We start from the raw sequence: 19,559 nt of genomic DNA on the forward strand, positions 1-19,559 counted from the left end.
AAATGAAAGTCCATAATGTCGAAATGGTCATAAGTGCAGTAAGACCGGACCAATACCCAGAAGATGGACTGCCAGAATTTGCATTAGCAGGTCGCTCAAATGTTGGGAAATCATCTTTCATTAACCGGATGATTGGACGTAAAGCGTTAGCGCGTATTTCTTCTAAACCTGGGAAGACACAAACGCTAAATTTTTACAAAATTGAAGAACAACTGTTTTTCGTCGATGTTCCGGGATATGGTTATGCCAAAGTCTCAAAAACAGAGCGTGAAGCTTGGGGAAAAATGATTGAACGTTACATTACGGGCCGTGAAGAATTAAAAGCGGTCGTTCAAATTGTAGACTTACGTCATCCTCCAACTGCTGATGATCGTATGATGTATGATTTTTTAAAACATTACAGTATTCCTTGTATCGTTATTGCAACGAAGGCAGATAAAATTCCAAAAGGTAAGTGGGATAAGCATAAAAAAGTTGTCAAGGAAACATTAGATATGGATAAAAATGATCCCCTCATTGTGTTCTCTTCAGAAAAAGGCATCGGTTTTGAAGAAGCTTGGCGAACAATTGAAAATAAAATGTAAACAAAAAACATCTATTGCGTCTTATGTAGCACAGTAGATGTTTTTTGTTTTTATGTGGAAGCATTTCGTAGCTATTATTTTTCATGAAAAGAGCTTTGACACTTTTTACTACTAGCATGAAAGTTATGGACAAATATAAGAAAATTGCTTGATGAACGCTAAAATTAGCCGATAAATGAAATAGGAGGTGGACTAGAATGGATATTGCAGCTTTATCTATCGCAATGAATCAATCAAATCTTATGCAAAATGTCTCTTTAGCTGTTACAAAGCAAGCGATGGAGATGCAACAGCAAAATACTGAACAGTTAGTTGAAATGTTAGATGCTCCACATCCAACAGCCGGACATACAATTGATATCCAAGTATGATGTTGGCAGGGTAGCTTGAAATTGGAAGCTACCTCTTCCTTTATGTCTATGGTAGATTCAAAAAAATAGAAAAACATATGAAAATGTAACTTTTTGAATAAGAAAAACTACCAATAATACGATATACTATTGATAAATAACAATTTTATAAGGAGGCGGGAATTGTTGAAGAAGATTCCATACATATTGATTGTTCTATGTTTAATGGTATTTAGTTTACCATCATTACCAACTGTTCAGGCCGCACAGTTAGTAACAGGAACCTTCGTAGATGTAACGTATTCAGAATATACGAATGCAAACGGGCAAGTAGAAAAACAGCTAAGTAAAATCACTTTAGAAAATGCGAGTGGTCGCCAAGTAACATACAATATTAGCAATAGTGCCCGCCTGTACATCAATAATACGGAAACAACGATTGAAGGTTTTAAACTAGGTATGAAAGTAGAAGCTGAAATCTCGCTGCGTAGTGTAGTGGAACTTCGTGGTACTTCCAATACTACTGAGGAAACGACAACAGTCGCACAAAATCCTAAAACGATAGCCGGCGTAATTACAAGCATTGATCCTAATGGTATGTTCATTATGGTAAAGCCGGATGTCGGTAAAGAAACTACATATTATTTGAATAAGGATACAGCGTTTCAAAAAGCTTCCTCATCAGTTGATATTAGTGGACTGTATGTAGGAGATCGTGTAAAGCTTCATCTGAAAAATACAAGTACTTCGATTGTAACAAAAGTAGATATTAGTGAGACTGGAACATTAGTTGAAAATCTTTACAAAGGTGAAATACAATCGGTTAATATCAATGCGAACAAATTAACGGTTAAAAATCAAAATGCCTTTGTGAACTGGCAATTTGGTACAGCGTCAACAACTGCACTATCTACAATGAGTTTTTCTACAAATGTTCCTATTTACGTTGGAAATACGAAAATAGAAAAGGGCCAGTTGAAAAATTATATTGGCAGCGAAGCATATTACGCGACAGTGAAGCAATTTGGTAAAGAGGTTATTGAGAAGATTGTTGTATTGAAAAATAATGAACGTACGTACTATGAACCAATGATTGCAGTCGATACAGATTACCAATTATTAAAGCTGAAAAATGCGGGCACGCTGTATTTCCATGATGGATCAATTTTAATTCGAAATGGACGTTTTGTTCAACCAACAGGATTATTAGCATATGGTACTGCGTTTGTTATTACTGACGGTACTGCTCGTGATCATTATGCACAAGTGGTGGATGTAACAAGCGATAGCTTTATGTCACCAAACTTAGCATCACATGAATTATATTATGGCCGTTTAACTCAAGCGGATGGCTATTTAATTGAAATTGATGATGCAATGAAAATCGAATCAAATGTTTTCAAGAAAACAGCTAAGACTGTACTATCTGTGAGTAATACTACAAAGGCAATGGTTGATGATGGCAATAAAACATACAGTGTAATGCCGGATATTGAACTGTATTTATCAGAAGGGGATTACGGTTACTTCTATGTGAACAACGGGCATGTACAAGCTCTTCACATGTTAGATAATGCAAAACCAGTTGCTCCATTAATGCTAGTAGGTAAACTTCAGTCAGTAAAATCGACATATCCAGCTACTATTAATGTGAAAAGTGTGAGTCAATGGCAAAATGGTCGTTGGTATGAGGCAGGCCAAATGGTTGATATGAATATTGATCAAGCGACGCTTATTAAAGCAGGGAAAGTTATTCAACCATCTGATTTGAAACCTTCCGATCGTTTAGTCGTACTATCTGACCGTTTTGTAAAGGCACATTTCATTCTAGTAGATTAATAAGATGGAAGCTATCTCTCTATGTAGGGATAGCTTCATCTGTGCATATGCATGGGAAGAAAGAGAGGGAAAAACAGATGCGAAAACATGTATTGAAAGTGCTGTTAGCCTTAATGATGGTGTTCGTTATGGGGACAAGTATACTTGCAGATGCTTCTGCCACATCGGTGGAAACAACTGGTGCGGTAAAAAATGAATATACATACGAAGAAGCCGTGTTCATTACTGGAACACCTATTATTTTTAAAGGTACGAGTAAAGATATTAAAATTACTCAAAAAGAATCAAAAGGGAAATTAACAGAAACGTATAGTTTAAAATTAACAGCAAGTAATGGCGCGACATTAACAAGAAATATAGCTTATGAATCAGATGTTGTTAACTATGCTACGATTGGGCAAAAGACATCGAATGGAGTTGTGAAAAAGTACGCTGAGAAAATTGTAGTCGGCAAAATAACGTATACATTAGCAGACTACCAGTTTTCGCAAGGAACTGTAACAGATAACCGCGCAGCATCTGATTATTATTCAGGAAATGTTATTTCAAGAAAAACATATACATTTCAGACGGGCTCTGGTAAGAACGCAAAAACAAATACAGTAATAATAGAAACGGATAGTCGTCATGCAGGGTACGAAAATTTCTGGGGAGCAACTGAAACTCAAATTACTGAATCTGTTTATTCGTACAGTGATGGTACAACGAGCCATGTAAAAAATCGCCTATCAACGAGCAAATCACGCGTGCTCAATTATGAGGAAAATCCAGGCAGTTTAGCAAGCTTTGATGGAGGCTATGCGGTCGTTAGTGAAAAGGACGTAATTTCAGAATATACGTATGATTTAGCTTCTGGACAAAAAGGCAAAGTGGATTTGAATACAGAATTTACGCCGACAATCGAACGTCTTATTATTCCGAAATTCCGTGATTTATCGAATCATTATGCAAAAGCTGCTATTGAAAAACTATACTCATTAGGTATCTATTCCGATACAAGTAATTTCTTTTCACCAAATACGCCGATGAAACGAATTGACTTTACTATCGCAATTGGTAAAGCAGTCGATCTTCGTGTTATGGAAGAAAAGAATACGAAAAAAACATCAACAAGTGTCTTCAAAGATGTTAAACGTACGATGAAAGATTATGCCTATATTGAATCGGCAGTTAACAAAGGCATCATTAAAGGTGTGACACCAGATTATTTCAAACCAGATAATCCGATTACACGTGCGCAAGCTGCCGCAATTTTTGTCCGTGCATTAGGGCTTGAAAACAAAGCGCCAGATCCTGGTTATGTTACAAAATTTAAAGACGATGCACAAATTCCTAACTATTCAAGAGATGGTATTTATATCGTCCATGAGCTTGGTCTTATGACAGGCGACCCTGTAACGGGCCGATTTAATCCAAACCAACCATTAACTCGTGCCCAAGCATCTGCTGTGCTTGAGCGATTCTTAAACTATTTAGAGAATGATTTAAAACAAAACTACCGAGATGATATATTATTCTTTAACTAATGAAAGGACTGAAATGAATGCAATATGCGAAAAAGGCATTGCTATTATTGGCTTGCTTTGTACTAGCCTTTATGACTGTAACACCAACTGTCTCACTAGCTGCTACAACGATTCAAGATGTGCCAACAACGGATAGTAAATACAAAGCTATTTCTTGGGCAGTTGATAATGATTTATTAGCATTAAATGGTGCGAATAACTTTTTGCCAAACGAGCAAGTAACAGAGCGAGAGCTTGTCACAATGTTTGCAAAGCTTGATAAAAACTATGCGTTATCATATAACGAAAGTGTTGCCTATAATTTTTATAGTGATTTATACTTGCCATTCGAGGGAACTCATGTAATGGCAAATCGTTCAAAAGCCATTACACGCGGTCACTTTGCACGTATATATGCTGCATTTAAAGGTTTAGATTTAGATGAACCGCAGGCAGTACAATATTTATATACAAATGATATTTCAACTGGCAATACAGGCAAAAAAACATTTGCTGATTTTAATCCCTCTACGAAACTATCTCGTGGTGATGCAGCCGAGTTTTTATATCGTAGTGTACAAAACGGTTCCTTTGCTGTCCTAGGTTTGAAAAAATCTGCGGCAGGTCGTGATAATGATCAAGTAACTTTACCAGCAGGCTTTATGGGTTCGAATAGCGGAGAGTTTGAAGAACCGAAGGATAACGATAGTGATTTTACAGGCCCAGACTATGTCAATAATGCTCTGCAAAGTATTGAAGTTGAAAAACCAGATTTAATTGCAAACGGTGAGGATATGACGCCGGTTACAGTATCTTTAAAGGCATGTAACGGTGACCCGATTGCTGATGATAAGTCCTATACGTTCCGTGTGACGTCTTCAGAAGGAGCAGATATTGTCAATTCAGCTGGTGAAGCTGTTCGCAACGTTCAATCGGACGGTTCAACTGTAACAGCGTTTGTGAAAGCGAAAAAGCTTACAAAATCAGTACGTGATACGATTAGTTTTGAACTTATTAACAACACAGACCCTAGCATGAAGTGTCTGGTTGGAGAAAAATTAAATGCACACGTGCGTTACGCACCACAGCCAGAATTGCGCATTGATTTTAAAGTGTATGACCCAACGAATACAGATGACAATGGTACTGTAACACCACCTTATGTACAATATGAAAAGCCACCGGAGTTTTTCACTGAAAATGTAATTGATGTTTACGGTCCAGTGCCATTAAAGCCTGATGCAGATGAAAAACGTTTTAGTATTGGACAACAAACAAATGTTACCAATTCTCTAGGCGTTGTACAAAATATGTATTTACAATATGGTGGCGCTGATCCGAAGTATCCTGCTCTTGGATATGAGAATGCGATTTTACAATTTGAAAACTATAATATCTCTGTATATTTATTTGAAAAAATATTGAACGAGCGTCTAAAAGATTCTGTGACGACACCAGCGAAGACTGAGATTATGTATATGATTTCAGAGGATGGTCGCCCAATTTATCGAATCCAAGGAATCGATGATAATATTGCTTCACAAGTGGAAAATATCAATCCAGTAGGTGCGATAATTCAGTTAATGAGTCCAAAATATATGCCAGAAGAAAAGAATTTAACATTAGACCATTATGATAGTGTTATGAAAATATATGCTATATTAACGGGCTTAAGTAATTATGAACGTACCGTATTATTAAAATACCAAGGCGGTAAATTACTAGGACAAGTAGAAGCTTATAAAAAACGTGTTGAGGCGTTAAAAGAAAGTGCAGATGCTGCGGCAAGACCATCTGGTAAGGACCGATATACACAAGTTATGGTAACGTTAGTTCGTCCAGGTGGAGAACCGATTACGGATTATCAAGGAACTGTAAAAATAAAATTTGATGGTGTAGAAAAAACGGCATCCTTTGTCACAAATACTTCGGATTATTTGAATAATACAGGTGGTCCAGGGACTGCGGTCGCTTACTTTGACTCGATCATTTATGGGAAATCTAAAATAGAAGCTACTCTTGTCAATAAAGTTGACCCGCGTTATGCAACAATATTGAAGTCTATTACGGATAAAACGATTACAAAAGAAATTTATACAAATCCTTACTTTAGTAAAAATGCTTGTAGTTTAGCAACTGAAGTCGCATATGTAGTTGATTACTCTTCTTCTATGAAACGTATCGACCAAACGAATTATCGCGGTACAAAAATGATGGAACTAATCAATCAAATTCAGGCTAAAAATAATATTGTCATTGAAACGAATACAAGTGCAACTGTATTAGGTGAAGGCAGTACAGAAAATGTCTTAAAGAAAGACCTGTATCGTACATCGACGGATAAGGGAGCTACAGATATTTTTACGGGTATAGAATTAGCTCTTACTAAATTCTCGAATGATACAAAAACTTCTAAATCCATTATTGTTGTATCTGATGGAAAAACAAGTAAATCAAAAATGACGAAAGTTATTAACGATGCGAAAAAGAAAGGCATTAAAATTTACACTGTAAGCATGGGTAAGAAAAACCAAATCAATGAGGCGATTCTTACACAAATGGCTACGGAAACAGGTGGCACATATTATCATGCAATTGATAATTACCAGTTCCATCAGGTCGCTCAAAAAATAATTGATGCAATTCTATGTAAAACTGCGCCTTCAAGCTGTATCAACCCTGATGATTTATTTGAGGAAGCGTCAGTATCCATCCGAAAAGGATATATTACGATGAATGCAAGAATTAATAGTAATTGTCCAAATGTTGAAAATGTCGTTGTTCGTTATACCTCTGTCAGCGGCGATGTTCAATTTGAACTTAAAAAGCGAAGCGATAGTGTGTTTATGTTGACGAAAAATGTCCAAACTATGGTTGACTTTAAAGTCAATGGCGACATCGAGTTTTTAGCTTATGATAAAGACGGAAAAATAATTTCGCAGAAAACTGTTAAAATTACAAATTCATAAAAGCTCTCAATGAGGAGCGATTCGACTGTAGACGACTGACTATATGCAAGTTTTAGTTTGTCTACAGTTTTTTCTATTGTGTGAAAGAGTTCAATGCCATTTTTAGAGAAAGCTATCTAGCAGAACATTCTATTTTTGAACTTTCCTTGACATAGCGAAACTGCATTACTCGTATGCAGTTTTTAAATTTGATACAATACGTATAATTTGTTAAACTTAGTTTATAATAATTCTAATATAAGAAATGAATTATAGTTCTTCATGACATGTTCACAATTAATAGATGAACTATTGTCGAACTGTGCTATAATGAGATTTGTGAATTAGAACGTGTGAGGTGTTATTCATGCATACCATCGTAGTAGGCTTGAATTATAAATCAGCGCCAGTTGAAATTAGGGAAAAGCTATCTTTCGTAGAAAGCGAGCTACCGCAAGCAATGGAAGCGCTGCAAAAACAAAAAAGCATATTGGAAAATGTTATCGTTTCAACTTGTAATCGAACAGAAATATATGCAGTCGTCGATCAATTGCATACTGGACGTCACTTTGTAAAGCAATTTTTAGCAAATTGGTTCAACTTGCCTGTGGAGACTTTTTCTTCTTATTTAATAATTCGAGAAGAAGATGAGGCATTAGAACATTTATTTAAAGTAACAGCTGGAATTGATTCAATGGTGCTTGGTGAAACACAAATTTTAGGACAAGTGAAAAAAAGCTTCTTAAATGGACAAGAGATTGGGACGACAGGTACGGTCTACAATCAGTTATTTAAACAAGCAGTTACATTTGCGAAGCGAGCACATAGTGAAACAGCTATTGGGGAGAATGCAGTATCTGTTTCTTATGCAGCAGTAGAATTAGCAAAGAAAATTTTTGGATCTTTACAACGCAAGCACGTCGCTATTTTAGGGGCAGGTAAAATGGGTGAACTTGCTATCGAGAACTTGTATGGTAACGGCGTAGGAAAAGTGACGGTTATTAATCGTACTTTTGAAAAAGCTGAAAGTTTAGCAGCCAAGTTCCAAGGTGAAGCGAAGTCAATGAGGGAATTACAATGCTCACTACTTGAAGCGGATATTTTAATTACGTCCACAGGTGCGACAGATTTTGTCATTGATTATGAGCTAATGCAACTTGTTGAACGTTTGCGTAAAGGTAAACCACTGTTTATGGTCGATATTGCGGTACCCCGTGATATTGATCCACGTGTTGGTGATCTGCCAAACGTTTTCTTATATGATATCGATGATTTACAAGGTATTGTTGAAGCTAACTTGGCAGAGCGTGAACGTGCGGCAACGGAAATTACGCAAATGATTGATAAAGAGGTTGTTCAATTTAAAGATTGGTTTGCAACCCTTGGTGTCGTGCCAGTCATTTCAGCTTTACGTAAAAAAGCAAACCAAATTCAACATGAAACAATGATCAGTATTGAAAATAAAATGCCAGAGTTAACGGATCGAGAACGTAAGATTTTAAGTAAGCATACAAAATCAATCATTAATCAATTGTTAAAAGAGCCAATTTTACAAGCTAAGGAAATGGCAAATTCACCAAAAGCAAATGAACAGCTACGTTTATTCCAACAAATTTTTGGCATAGAGGATGCTGTGGAAGAAGAAGTGGATATGATGAGCAAGCAAGAGCTTGAGCGTAAAGAACGTTTACGATCATCGCAAACACCTACTGAACCAAAGTATTCTTTCTAAGATGTCTAGACATTCGAGCTCCACAATCGCTTGAGGCTCACAATTTGAGTCATGTAGCAAATTTTTGCTTTTTGCATGGTTTTGCTGACGTGTGCGAACTTGAAATTACATGAGGCGTTTTCGTATCTGTATGGTAAACTAAAGATACGAAAACGTTTTTTTTAGGCTGGGATACTGTTTATAGTAGCTTTAGCACTTTTTGAAATAAAGAAGGGATGTCCATTGGCTGATTTGACAATGACAAGGCTCTATGAAGTGATGATCGTCTTGTATGCGATCAGTCTAGTGTTTTACTTTACTGATTACTTTTATAAACAAGTACGTGCAAGGCGGATTGCTTTTTGGCTTGTTTCATTTGTATGGGTAATTCAAAGTGCCATTATTATACTAACTTTTATCGAAACAAAGCGTTTCCCGATTTTATCTTTATATGAAGGAATTCTGTTCTATTCTTGGTTGTTAGTAACATTATCGATTATTCTCCATTGTATAGCGAGAGTCGATTTACCAGTATTTATTATCAATATATTAGGATTTTTATTTGCTAGTATTTTTACATTTATGCCAAAAAGACCAACGGGAGCAGTAGGCGATACATTAATTTCGGAAATGCTCTTTATCCATATTTCATTTGCGATATTATCGTATGCTGCTTTCACGTTAACTTTTGTTTTTGCGATATTATATTTAGTTTTATATCGCTTATTAAAAAAGAAAAAGTGGTCACAATTATGGACTCGTTTGCCATCATTACAGCAAACGAGCAATTGGATGAACGTATCCTTTTTTGTAGGGATTCCAATGTTATTCATAAGTTTAATATTAGGCTTTGAATGGGCATTATTAAGATTAGAGAGTTTATCTATCTTTGATGCGAAGATAATAGGGTCCTTTATCATTTTAGTATTATATTGCTGTATTTTATATGTGAATCGTAAAAGTAAGCTGACGGGCACTAATTATGCATGGGTTCATATTTATGCATATTTATTAGTTGTCGTAAATTTCTTTTTAGGAAGTGGCTTATCTCGATTCCATTTATGGTATTAGAAGAAAGGTTGGAGACTGTTGAGAAAAATTATTGTAGGTTCTAGGAGAAGTAAATTAGCATTAACGCAAACAAATTGGTTTATCAATGAGCTAAAGGCAGCAGGTGTGCCGTTTGAATTTGAAGTAAAAGAAATTGTTACTAAAGGCGATCAAATTTTAGATGTTCAACTTTCTAAAGTTGGTGGTAAAGGACTTTTTGTAAAAGAAATTGAACAGGCGCTTTTTGACAAGGAAATTGATTTTGCAGTTCATTCGATGAAAGACATGCCTGCCGTACTGCCAGAAGGTTTAGTAATTGGTTGTATTCCACCTCGTGAGGATGCGCGCGATGCATTTATTTCTAAAGGTCATGTGAAATTTGCAGATCTTCCTGCAGGAGCAGTAGTGGGGACCAGCTCTCTTCGACGAAGTGCTCAACTCTTAACAATGCGTCCAGATATTGAAATTAAATGGATTCGCGGAAATGTCGATACACGTTTAGCAAAACTTGAAACAGATGAATACGATGCCATTATTTTAGCTGCGGCAGGTTTAAAGAGATTGGGCTGGAGCGATGATGTCGTAACAGAGTTTTTATCAGTGGAAGACTGTCTTCCAGCTGTAGCACAAGGGTCTTTAGGGATTGAGTGTCGACAAGACGATGTGGAATTATTAGCTGAACTAGCAAAATTAACTGACAGTGCTACATGGAAAGAAGCACATGCAGAGCGTGCTTTCTTAGCTGCTATGGATGGTGGTTGCCAAGTGCCTATCGCAGGTTATGCCAAGTATAATGGGGAAGAAATTACACTAACAGGGTTAGTTGCCGCACCAGATGCAGCAGTTATTTATAAAGAGACTGTAGTAGGTACTGATGCCGAAGCAATTGGTAATGAATTAGCTGACATGTTAACGAAACAAGGTGCCTATGATTTAATTCAACGTGTTAAGGCAGAGCAAGATGCTAAATAATTTACCTTTGCAGGGTAAAACAATTATTTTAACTGGAACGTCTAAAACAGCAACAGTTGGAGACGATATTTCCGCTTTAGGTGGTCAGGCAGTTTTTGCCCCATTGATAGAAACTTGCGAAATTATTGATCGAAAAGATGATGCGCAATTAGCATTTGCACGTCAATTTAACTGGCTAATCTTTACGAGTCAAAATGCGGTAGATGCTTTTGCTAGTAAGATGAATCGTTGTCATTTAAGTGCAAGCCATTTTCAAGGGAAAATTGCATCGATTGGAACGAAAACGACTTCGGCATTAGAAAAGTTAGGCTTTCAAGTTAGCTTTATGCCTTCAATATTTAGTGCCGATGTCTTTGTTAAAGAGTTTCCTATTGTTGCAGGGCACAATCCAACATGTTTATTTATTCGTGGGGAAAAAGCGAAAAAAACATTAAAGGACGGGTTACCCTTCAAATTAAATGAATGGACGGTTTATGAAACGATTGAGCGCCACGACCAAAAACAAGTAATTATCGACTGTATCCAGCAACATTCAGATGTTACAGTAATTTTTGCAAGTCCTTCGGCTGTAGATGTCTATGCAAAGGATATAGCTACAGTCGTTGGATGGAAAGCGGTACGTGTGGCGGCAATCGGGCACATTACAGAAGCAGCTATTGTAAACCACGGTGCTACTGTAGACATTATGCCGAGTATTTATACTATGCAAGCAGTCATCGAGGAATTAACGAAAGTAGAGGAAAGAACATGACAAATTTACAATTTCAAAGACATCGTCGTTTACGCGCAAATGCAATGATACGATCTATGGTAAAAGAAACTTACTTACACAAAGAGGACTTAATTTATCCTATTTTCGTGATAGAAGGCGAAGATATTAAGAATGAAGTTCAGTCAATGCCAGGTGTTTTTCAATTTTCATTAGATAATCTAGGTGCTGAAGTAGATGAAGTGGTTGCTTTAGGTATCCCAGCTGTTATTTTATTTGGTTTACCAGCAGAAAAAGATGAAGTGGGGACAGGTGCTTTCCACGATCATGGAATTGTTCAAGAAGCGACACGCCTTATTAAAGAGCGTCACCCAGAGCTATTAGTTATTGCTGATACATGTCTGTGTGAGTTTACAGACCATGGTCATTGTGGCTTAATTGAGGGCGATCAAATTTTAAATGACGCTTCTTTAGATGTTTTAGCACGTACTGCTGTTTCACAAGCAAAAGCAGGTGCAGATATTATTGCACCGTCAAATATGATGGATGGTTTTGTTGCTGCAATACGTACTGGTCTTGACGCAGCGGGCTTTGAAAATGTACCAATTATGTCCTATGCCGTAAAATATGCATCAAGCTATTACGGCCCTTTCCGTGATGCGGCTGATGGAGCACCACAATTTGGTGATCGTAAATCATACCAAATGGACCCATCCAATCGTATGGAAGCTTTCCGTGAAGCAGAATCTGATATTGAAGAAGGTGCGGATTTCTTAATCGTGAAGCCTGCCCTAAGCTATTTAGATATTATTCGAGATATGAAAAATAACTATACATTACCGATTGTTGCTTATAACGTTTCTGGTGAATATGCAATGATTAAAGCTGCAGCTATCAATGGTTGGATTGAAGAGAAAAAAGTAGTGCTTGAAACATTGCTAGGTATGAAACGAGCAGGCTCGGATCTAATTATCACTTATCATGCTAAAGATGTAGCACGTTGGTTGGAGGAGAAATAATGGCGCGTTCTTACGAAAAATCAAAACAAGCATATGCAGAAGCTATCAACTTGATGCCGGGTGGGGTTAGTAGTCCCGTACGTGCATTTAAATCAGTAAATATGGATCCAATATTTATGGAATCTGGTCATGGTGCAATCATTACAGACATCGATGGCAATGAATATATTGACTATGTACTATCATGGGGCCCTTTGATTTTAGGGCATACTCATCCGGAAGTTGTGAAAGCCATTGCTGAAACTGCAGCGAAAGGTTCTTCTTTTGGAGCTCCTAGTTATACAGAAAATCGTTTAGCTAAGCTAGTATTAGAACGTTTACCTGGCATGGAGATGATTCGCTTTGTATCATCAGGGACAGAAGCAACAATGTCTGCATTACGTGTAGCACGTGGTGTAACAGGTCGCGATAAAATTTTGAAATTTGAAGGCTCTTATCATGGTCATGGTGATTCATTATTGATAAAAGCTGGTTCAGGTGTGGCGACATTAGGCCTACCTGACAGCCCTGGTGTACCTGCGGATATTGCGCGTAATACATTAACGGTGGCTTACAATGATTTAGAAGGTGCTAAACAAGTATTTGAAAAATTTGGTGCAGAGCTTGCGGCAGTAATTGTTGAGCCAGTGGCAGGGAATATGGGCGTTGTCCCACCACAGCCAGGTTTCCTAGAAGGCTTACGTGAATTAACAACAAAGCATGGTGCGCTGCTAATCTTTGATGAGGTTATGACAGGCTTCCGCGTTGACTATGGCTGTGCGCAAGGTTACTTTGCTGTAACACCAGATATGACAACGCTAGGGAAAGTAATTGGTGGCGGTCTACCTGTAGGTGCTTTCGCGGGTAAGAAGGAAGTTATGGAGCAAGTAGCACCAGCTGGTCCAATTTATCAAGCTGGTACATTATCAGGTAATCCATTAGCAATGACAGCAGGCTATGAAACGTTATCCCGACTTGATGAAAACTCCTATGAGTATTTCAAAAAGTTAGGAGACCAACTAGAAGCAGGATTTAGAGCTGCAGCTACAAAGTATAATATTCCACATACGGTGAATCGCGCTGGCTCGATGATTGGTTTCTTCTTTACAAATGAAGATGTAATCGATTTTGCTTCAGCGAAAACGTCTGATTTACAATTATTTGCGGAATACTTCCGTTTAATGGCAGAAGAAGGTATTTTCTTACCGCCTTCCCAATTTGAAGGATTATTTATTTCTACTGCACATACAGAGGAACATATCGCGAAAACGGTCGATGCTTTCCATAAAGTGTTTGCCCAATTAGCAAAATAAGTTATCGAAAGCCATCCATTGGGGTGGCTTTTTTTTGTCAAAATTAAAACTTTCAGCATAGCCAAATAGTGGGCGTTTTAGTTTATAATAGAGCTATTCAGAAAAGAAAGTAGTGGTTTTAAAATGGCAACAGGCACACATACAGTAGAAGTACCCGTAGCAATTGAACATGTTTGGGAATTCGTTAGTGACATGGAAAAATGGGCAAAGCTTGTCCCAGGTTATAATGCACATACGATGATAGATGATAAACACTCTACGTGGACATTTAAAGGTAATGTTGGTGTACTGAAAAAAACGGTAGAAGTAGAGATTACAATTTTAGAGTGGACAGCACCTTCAAAGGTAACTTTTGAATTAAAAGGTCTATCAGATAATTTCACAGGAAACGGCTATTTCTTAGCTGAAAGCATTGATGCAAACAATACAAAAATGACAGGCTTTTTAGAAGTTACAGCAGGAGGCTTAGCTGGTCCTGTATTAAATCCAATCTTCAAGCCAATCGTTCCAAAAGCTACACAAATGTTGACAGATCGCGTAGCAAATAAAATTAAAATGGTAAACGTATAAGCGTAAAAGCATGCCTGATTTTATTCAGGCATGCTTTTTTATGGTAAAAATCTTGTAACCATCGTTGTCTAGCATACATTTCGATTGCAATTCATATGATGCTAAGGGAGGGATTATTATCGAACAGAAAACTTGGAATATGCGTGAAACATTTTGTTTTCCGGGATATGGTTGCCCAACAGAAATTGCGGCTGTGCAGATAAAGCCACAATGGCAATCGATGCAATTAGAAGACTCGTTAAGATTAAATGGTATTTATCATATCACAGCGCATGTACGCTTTGATTTTCAAGACATGCAAACATTCATGGATGCCGAAGATTTAATCAGTATTGATGCACTCGATATTCAAGGAGATACTGGCTATTTTGAATATGCAGTCCCATTAAATGTTGATTTACCAAAAGAGGCAGCGATTGAGGACTTAATGGTGAAAGACATTCGACCAATACTGTCCAATCAAATGTGTCAACTTGAATGGACAGTGACGAGTACATTTCGTAGTGAAGCATTACCAATGCCCGAAGCAGAAAAAATTGATGCTGTCGAGGAACAGGTTGTTGTAGCCAAGGCGCAACTTCCAATAGAGGAGTCTACGTTTATTGAGCAAACTGTCCAAGTAATGAAACCGACACCTGTAGAAGCATCAGCAAAAGCTAAACAATCGGTACCGGCGGAACAAAAAATTGTGCTTAGAGAATCTTCCAGTCACTCTGCTGTGCGTGAATCAAGTTCCTGGAATGAAGTAGAAACAATGATTTGGGATTTAACAGAAGACTATACTCCGCTCAAAGTTCGTGTATCAAATGATATCTTTTAAAAGTAAATAGCATAGAAGTAGTAAAAGTAATAAGATGATAAGATCGCCAGAAGTTGGGATGATGATAACACGGATAAACTGAAAACCACAAATCGGTACAATAATTGTTCTACAATAAAATCGGAATTGTCGTAGCCAAGGTGGTAAAAGCCAAGGGTTATACTTACGTCGTCGCATATGAATAGTCACTTCCTTTTCTATTTACTTTTTAAGACTAGCTGAAATTAACTAAATCACTTGAAAAAATAGATGAATTTGCGGTACAATGTGGAAAGCTGAATATGGATGCTATGACAGGGAAGAGTAAATTATTTGTGCATTTATAGAGAGGAAACGGTAGCTGAAAAGTTTCTATTTGTGCGTAATCGAACGTAGCCCTCGAGCAGCTTTAGTGAACTAATAGTAGTTAAAGCCGGTTAAACACCGTTAACGAATTGAGAGCCAGCTGTAATAAGCTTAAGACATCCAGCATGAATCCTTACTTCTAATGTATAAGGGCATTTAAAGTGCACTAATATGAGAAATAGTGATGTGCGAGAGTGCTTATCTTACTCTGCTGGAATTAAAGGTGGTACCGCGAACTTAAACTCCTTCGTCCTTTTGTTGACGATAGGAGTTTTTTTATTTGCTAAAAAGATGTATCCATTTTATTAGCGAATAATCTAAAGGCATTTGTCACTGATGTATTGGTGTGAATACACTGGTAAATCAAGACGAGTAATTATGAAGCTTGCCTAAGCGCATAAATGTCAAAAATTATTTCACAACAGGAGGAGTCAATATGACAGAAAACATTTCAATGCCGACGAAATACGATCCGCAGTCTATTGAAACGGGTCGCTATGAATGGTGGCTACAAGGTAAATTTTTCGAAGCACAACCTGAAAGCGGGAAGGAACCCTATTCAATCGTCATTCCACCACCGAACGTAACAGGGAAATTGCATCTTGGTCATGCATGGGATACAACTTTACAAGATATTTTAATTCGTATGAAGCGTATGCAAGGTTATGATGCACTTTGGTTACCAGGAATGGACCATGCAGGTATTGCCACACAAGCAAAAGTAGAAGCAAAACTACGTGAAGATAATATTACACGTTATGATTTGGGACGTGAAAAATTCCTAGAAAAAACTTGGGAATGGAAAGAGGAGTACGCTGGGCATATTCGCGCGCAATGGGCGAAGCTTGGCCTTGCATTAGACTACTCTCGTGAACGTTTCACACTCGATAAAGGTTTATCGGATGCCGTTAAAACGGTTTTTGTGCAATTATATGAAAAAGGCTTAATTTATCGTGGGGAGCGTATCATTAACTGGGACCCAGCAGCAAAAACAGCCTTATCGGATATTGAAGTTATCTATCAGGATGTACAAGGTGCATTCTACCATATGAAGTACCCATTAGCAGATGGTTCTGGCTATGTGGAAGTTGCAACGACACGTCCTGAAACAATGCTTGGGGACTCTGGCGTAGCAGTTCACCCGAAAGATGAGCGTTACCAACATTTAATCGGTAAAACGGTTATTTTACCAATCGTGGGCCGAGAAATTCCTATCGTAGCAGATGATTACGTTGATATGGAATTCGGTACAGGTGTAGTAAAAATGACACCAGCTCATGACCCGAACGACTTTGAAGTTGGTAACCGTCATAACTTAGAACGTATTTTGGTAATGAACGAAGATGGCACAATGAATGAACTTGCGGGTAAATACAATGGTATGGATCGTTTTGAATGCCGTAAGCAAATTGTTGCCGATTTACAAGAAGCAGGTGTCCTAATCAACATTGAAGAGCATATGCACTCTGTAGGACATTCTGAACGTTCTGGTGCAGTTGTAGAACCTTATCTTTCAGCACAATGGTTCGTTAAAATGCAACCACTTGCAGATGCCTCTTTAGAACTGCAAAAAGACGAGGAAGGTAAAGTTCAATTCGTTCCATCACGTTTTGAAAACACATATTCTCGTTGGATGGAAAATATCCGTGACTGGTGTATCTCACGCCAATTATGGTGGGGACACCAAATTCCTGCATGGTATCACAATGAAACAGGTGAAATTTACGTAGGTAAAGAAGCGCCTGCAGACGCAGAAAATTGGACACAGGATGAAGATGTGTTAGATACATGGTTCTCATCAGCACTATGGCCATTTTCTACAATGGGTTGGCCTGATGAGGCAAATGAAGAATATCAACGTTACTATCCAACAAGTACGCTTGTAACAGGATACGATATTATTTTCTTCTGGGTATCTCGAATGATTTTCCAAGGTATTGAATTTACTGGACAACGCCCATTCAAAGATGTATTAATCCACGGATTGGTACGTGATGGCGAAGGACGCAAGATGAGTAAATCACTTGGTAATGGTGTGGACCCAATGGATGTTATTGAGAATTACGGAGCGGATTCACTGCGTTATTTCTTAGCAACAGGTTCATCTCCAGGTCAAGATTTACGATATACAACGGAAAAAGTAGAGTCTGTTTGGAACTTTGCTAATAAAATTTGGAATGCTTCCCGTTTCGCACTTATGAACATGGATGGAATGACATATGATGAAATCGACTTAACTGGTGAAAAATCAGTAGCCGATAAATGGATTTTAACGCGCTTGAATGAAACAATTGAACGTGTGACTTCATTAGCAGAACGTTATGAGTTTGGTGAAGTAGGTCGTGAACTATATAATTTCATTTGGGATGATTTCTGTTCTTGGTATATTGAAATGGCGAAACTACCGCTGAATGGTGAAGATGAGGCTGCTAAGAAAACAACTCGATCTATATTAGCTTACGTATTAGACCAAACAATGCGTCTATTACATCCGTTTATGCCATTCATCACAGAAGAAATTTGGCAACATTTACCTCATGAAGGTGAGTCAATTACAGTGGCAGCATGGCCTACTGTGCGTACGGATCTTCACTTTGCTGAAGAAGCAGACAATATGAAGCTCCTTATGGATATTATACGTTCGGTGCGTAATATTCGTGCGGAAGTTAACACACCTATGAGCAAAAAAGTACCATTGTTCATTTCTGCTAAAGATAGTGCAACAGTTGCTACTCTTGAAGCGAATAAAGCCTATTTAGAAAAATTCTGTAATCCTGAGCCGTTAACAATTGGTGAAGGCTTAGAGGCTCCGAGTCAATCAATGACGGCAGTAGTAACGGGAGCAGAGCTATTCTTACCGCTTGTAGGTCTTATCAATCTAGAAGAAGAAATCGCTCGTCTAGAAAAAGAACTAGAAAAGTGGGCGAAAGAAGTGAAGCTTGTCACTGGTAAGCTTTCCAATGAAAAATTTGTTTCAAAGGCTCCAGAAGCATTAGTAAATGCAGAACGCGAAAAATTAGCGGATTATGAAGAGAAACATGCAGTGGTATTAAAACGTTTAGAAGAATTAAAAAACATGTAATAGCATAGTGATTTGAAGAAACAGCAGATGGCGAAATAGTCATTTGCTGTTTTTCTTTTTATGCATCAAAAGTTATGTATTGAGTTAGGAAAAAATATATAGTATCATCTATTTTAGTTAGTATAATAGATAAAGGCAAACTATCCGAAAGGGTAGGACGCAAAGCCTAGGGTCTAAGGTGAAGAGAAATGAGTATTTTTCAAACTATGATCGCCTGGTTACCATTAAATGAAATTTTTATTTAATTTTATGGCCATTCTATGTCGAGTAGAATGGTCTTTTACTTTGAATGCAAGAATAACGGAGGTTTATTATGTCAGGAAATATTGGAACAATTGTAGTGAAAGTAAACAAAGCTTGTGATGATTTAGATTTTGTGAGCGCTAGGGGCATTATAGAAGCAAATCTTTTAAAGTTGTCGGAGGCAAAATATTATCGACTATTAAATGCAAGTGGACGGGTTCTTATTAAGCATATTCTAGCGGATAATAAGGGGCAAAAAGATACGAAGATTTCATTAACACGTACAGATTTGCTAGTGATAAATAAGATTAATGAGTATTGTTCAAATTTTGATATTTCGATGTTGAAAAGAACATTAAAAAATTCGTTAGAACTAGTGCAAAGATCGGATGTTTTGCCACTTTTAAATAATGATGCAAAAATAATTTTAGATGATATGGGAGCGCTATTAGGCATCCATCAATTACAATAATTTGTTGTTTATTTGAAAAAAATTAGTTGAAAACACACAAATGATCAC

Annotated in this window: 15 protein-coding genes, 1 riboswitch and 1 other annotated feature; all 15 genes read left to right on the forward strand. The window is 37.4% G+C overall.

Going from position 1 to position 19,559, the window contains the following annotated elements:
• The first annotated feature begins 2 nt into the window (after positions 1 to 2).
• The 15 genes from yihA to C9J37_RS16690 all read left to right on the forward strand — a co-directional run bounded on the left by yihA (position 3) and on the right by C9J37_RS16690 (position 19,511).
• Entirely contained in the window at positions 3 to 584 is a 582-nt protein-coding gene (gene yihA / locus C9J37_RS16615) for a ribosome biogenesis GTP-binding protein YihA/YsxC (protein WP_024363208.1), read from the forward strand.
• 197 nt (positions 585 to 781) lie between these two features.
• Positions 782 to 955, forward strand: a complete 174-nt coding sequence (locus C9J37_RS16620; RefSeq protein ID WP_080653334.1) for a YjfB family protein — start codon at positions 782 to 784, stop codon at positions 953 to 955.
• Between the two features lie 162 nt (positions 956 to 1,117).
• The gene (locus C9J37_RS16625) at positions 1,118 to 2,773 is read left to right on the forward strand and encodes a hypothetical protein (RefSeq protein ID WP_235617147.1); all 1,656 of its coding nucleotides are present in this window, start codon (positions 1,118 to 1,120) and stop codon (positions 2,771 to 2,773) included.
• A 77-nt stretch (positions 2,774 to 2,850) separates the two neighbouring features.
• Positions 2,851 to 4,299, forward strand: coding sequence for an S-layer homology domain-containing protein (locus C9J37_RS16630; protein WP_107896235.1), 1,449 nt, complete (start codon positions 2,851 to 2,853; stop codon positions 4,297 to 4,299).
• Between the two features lie 17 nt (positions 4,300 to 4,316).
• Positions 4,317 to 7,247 (forward strand): VWA domain-containing protein, encoded by a 2,931-nt coding sequence (locus C9J37_RS16635; protein ID WP_107896236.1) that lies wholly within the window; start codon positions 4,317 to 4,319, stop codon positions 7,245 to 7,247.
• A gap of 346 nt (positions 7,248 to 7,593) precedes the next feature.
• The gene (gene hemA, locus C9J37_RS16640; protein WP_107896237.1) at positions 7,594 to 8,958 is read left to right on the forward strand and encodes a glutamyl-tRNA reductase; all 1,365 of its coding nucleotides are present in this window, start codon (positions 7,594 to 7,596) and stop codon (positions 8,956 to 8,958) included.
• Positions 8,959 to 9,180: 222 nt separating this feature from the next.
• Positions 9,181 to 10,008, forward strand: a complete 828-nt coding sequence (gene ccsA, locus C9J37_RS16645; protein WP_107896238.1) for a cytochrome c biogenesis protein CcsA — start codon at positions 9,181 to 9,183, stop codon at positions 10,006 to 10,008.
• Between the two features lie 18 nt (positions 10,009 to 10,026).
• The gene (gene hemC / locus C9J37_RS16650; RefSeq protein WP_107896239.1) at positions 10,027 to 10,959 is read left to right on the forward strand and encodes a hydroxymethylbilane synthase; all 933 of its coding nucleotides are present in this window, start codon (positions 10,027 to 10,029) and stop codon (positions 10,957 to 10,959) included.
• The gene (locus C9J37_RS16655) at positions 10,949 to 11,710 is read left to right on the forward strand and encodes a uroporphyrinogen-III synthase (RefSeq protein ID WP_107896240.1); all 762 of its coding nucleotides are present in this window, start codon (positions 10,949 to 10,951) and stop codon (positions 11,708 to 11,710) included. Before hemC ends, C9J37_RS16655 begins: the two co-directional genes overlap by 11 nt.
• A complete protein-coding gene (gene hemB / locus C9J37_RS16660; protein WP_024363200.1) occupies positions 11,707 to 12,687 on the forward strand; it encodes a porphobilinogen synthase in 981 nt (326 codons plus the stop codon). Before C9J37_RS16655 ends, hemB begins: the two co-directional genes overlap by 4 nt.
• Entirely contained in the window at positions 12,687 to 13,979 is a 1,293-nt protein-coding gene (hemL, locus tag C9J37_RS16665; protein ID WP_025220183.1) for a glutamate-1-semialdehyde 2,1-aminomutase, read from the forward strand. Before hemB ends, hemL begins: the two co-directional genes overlap by 1 nt.
• A 123-nt stretch (positions 13,980 to 14,102) precedes the next feature.
• Positions 14,103 to 14,549: an SRPBCC family protein gene (locus C9J37_RS16670; RefSeq protein WP_069508608.1), complete on the forward strand. Its 447-nt coding sequence runs from the start codon at positions 14,103 to 14,105 to the stop codon at positions 14,547 to 14,549.
• A 139-nt stretch (positions 14,550 to 14,688) separates the two neighbouring features.
• Positions 14,689 to 15,369 carry a valyl-tRNA synthetase gene (locus tag C9J37_RS16675; protein WP_201262177.1) on the forward strand — a complete coding sequence of 227 codons (681 nt, stop codon included), beginning with the start codon at positions 14,689 to 14,691 and terminating at the stop codon, positions 15,367 to 15,369.
• Positions 15,370 to 15,650: 281 nt separating this feature from the next.
• Positions 15,651 to 15,972 (forward strand) — a binding site (T-box leader).
• 178 nt (positions 15,973 to 16,150) lie between these two features.
• Entirely contained in the window at positions 16,151 to 18,796 is a 2,646-nt protein-coding gene (locus tag C9J37_RS16685) for a valine--tRNA ligase (RefSeq protein WP_107896242.1), read from the forward strand.
• Between the two features lie 124 nt (positions 18,797 to 18,920).
• Positions 18,921 to 19,022: riboswitch (cyclic di-GMP riboswitch) on the forward strand.
• 87 nt (positions 19,023 to 19,109) lie between these two features.
• Positions 19,110 to 19,511 (forward strand): hypothetical protein, encoded by a 402-nt coding sequence (locus C9J37_RS16690; protein WP_069508603.1) that lies wholly within the window; start codon positions 19,110 to 19,112, stop codon positions 19,509 to 19,511.
• The last annotated feature ends 48 nt before the right edge of the window (positions 19,512 to 19,559 follow it).

Origin of the sequence: Lysinibacillus mangiferihumi (genome assembly GCF_003049665.1) — a bacterium.
In the GTDB taxonomy this organism is placed as follows: domain Bacteria; phylum Bacillota; class Bacilli; order Bacillales_A; family Planococcaceae; genus Lysinibacillus; species Lysinibacillus mangiferihumi.